The following is a 417-nucleotide window of genomic DNA, read 5'->3' as shown; positions in this document are numbered from 1 at the left end:
CCCTTGGTCTTCGAGGATCCCCTTATGGCTCACGGTGTCGATCGTCACCGTATCGCCGGACCCCACCGAGAGCACGGGCTTTGTCCTCGCGTTGGGAAGCCATCCCCACAGCACGTCGTCGGGGTGTGATTGCAGGTAGTGCTCGCCACCGATGTGGCCTTCGCCTGGATGAAGAGTCGGGAAGATCATCATGCCTCCATGGGTGCGGGGGTGAGGTTGGACTGTGGCCGGGAAAGCCCGACGATGAGATCGATCTCGACGGCCGCTCCCACCGCAAGGCCGGTGACCCCGACACAGGTACGGCTGGGCAGCGGTCCGGCGAACCACTTGACGTATTCGGCGTTGAACACGTCGAAGTCGTCGAAGTCGGTGAGGTAGACGCGCACCATCAGGGCGTCGTCGAGCGTGGCGTCGAAC

1 protein-coding gene and 1 pseudogene are annotated in these 417 nt (G+C 63.5%); both read right to left on the bottom strand.

Translation table 11 applies throughout. The features are described from left to right. A pseudogene (locus RNB18_RS52805) lies at positions 1-192 on the bottom strand (acetamidase/formamidase family protein); the annotation flags it as partial. Further along, positions 189-417, bottom strand: a 229-nt coding sequence (locus RNB18_RS52800; protein WP_311721153.1) for a RidA family protein, incomplete at its 5' end; no start/stop codon positions are given. The pseudogene RNB18_RS52805 and the gene RNB18_RS52800, both read right to left, overlap by 4 nt.

The organism is Streptomyces doebereineriae (genome assembly GCF_031845645.1).
Taxonomy (GTDB): domain Bacteria; phylum Actinomycetota; class Actinomycetes; order Streptomycetales; family Streptomycetaceae; genus Streptomyces; species Streptomyces canus.
This window is presented reverse-complemented; position numbering and strand designations above follow the sequence as displayed.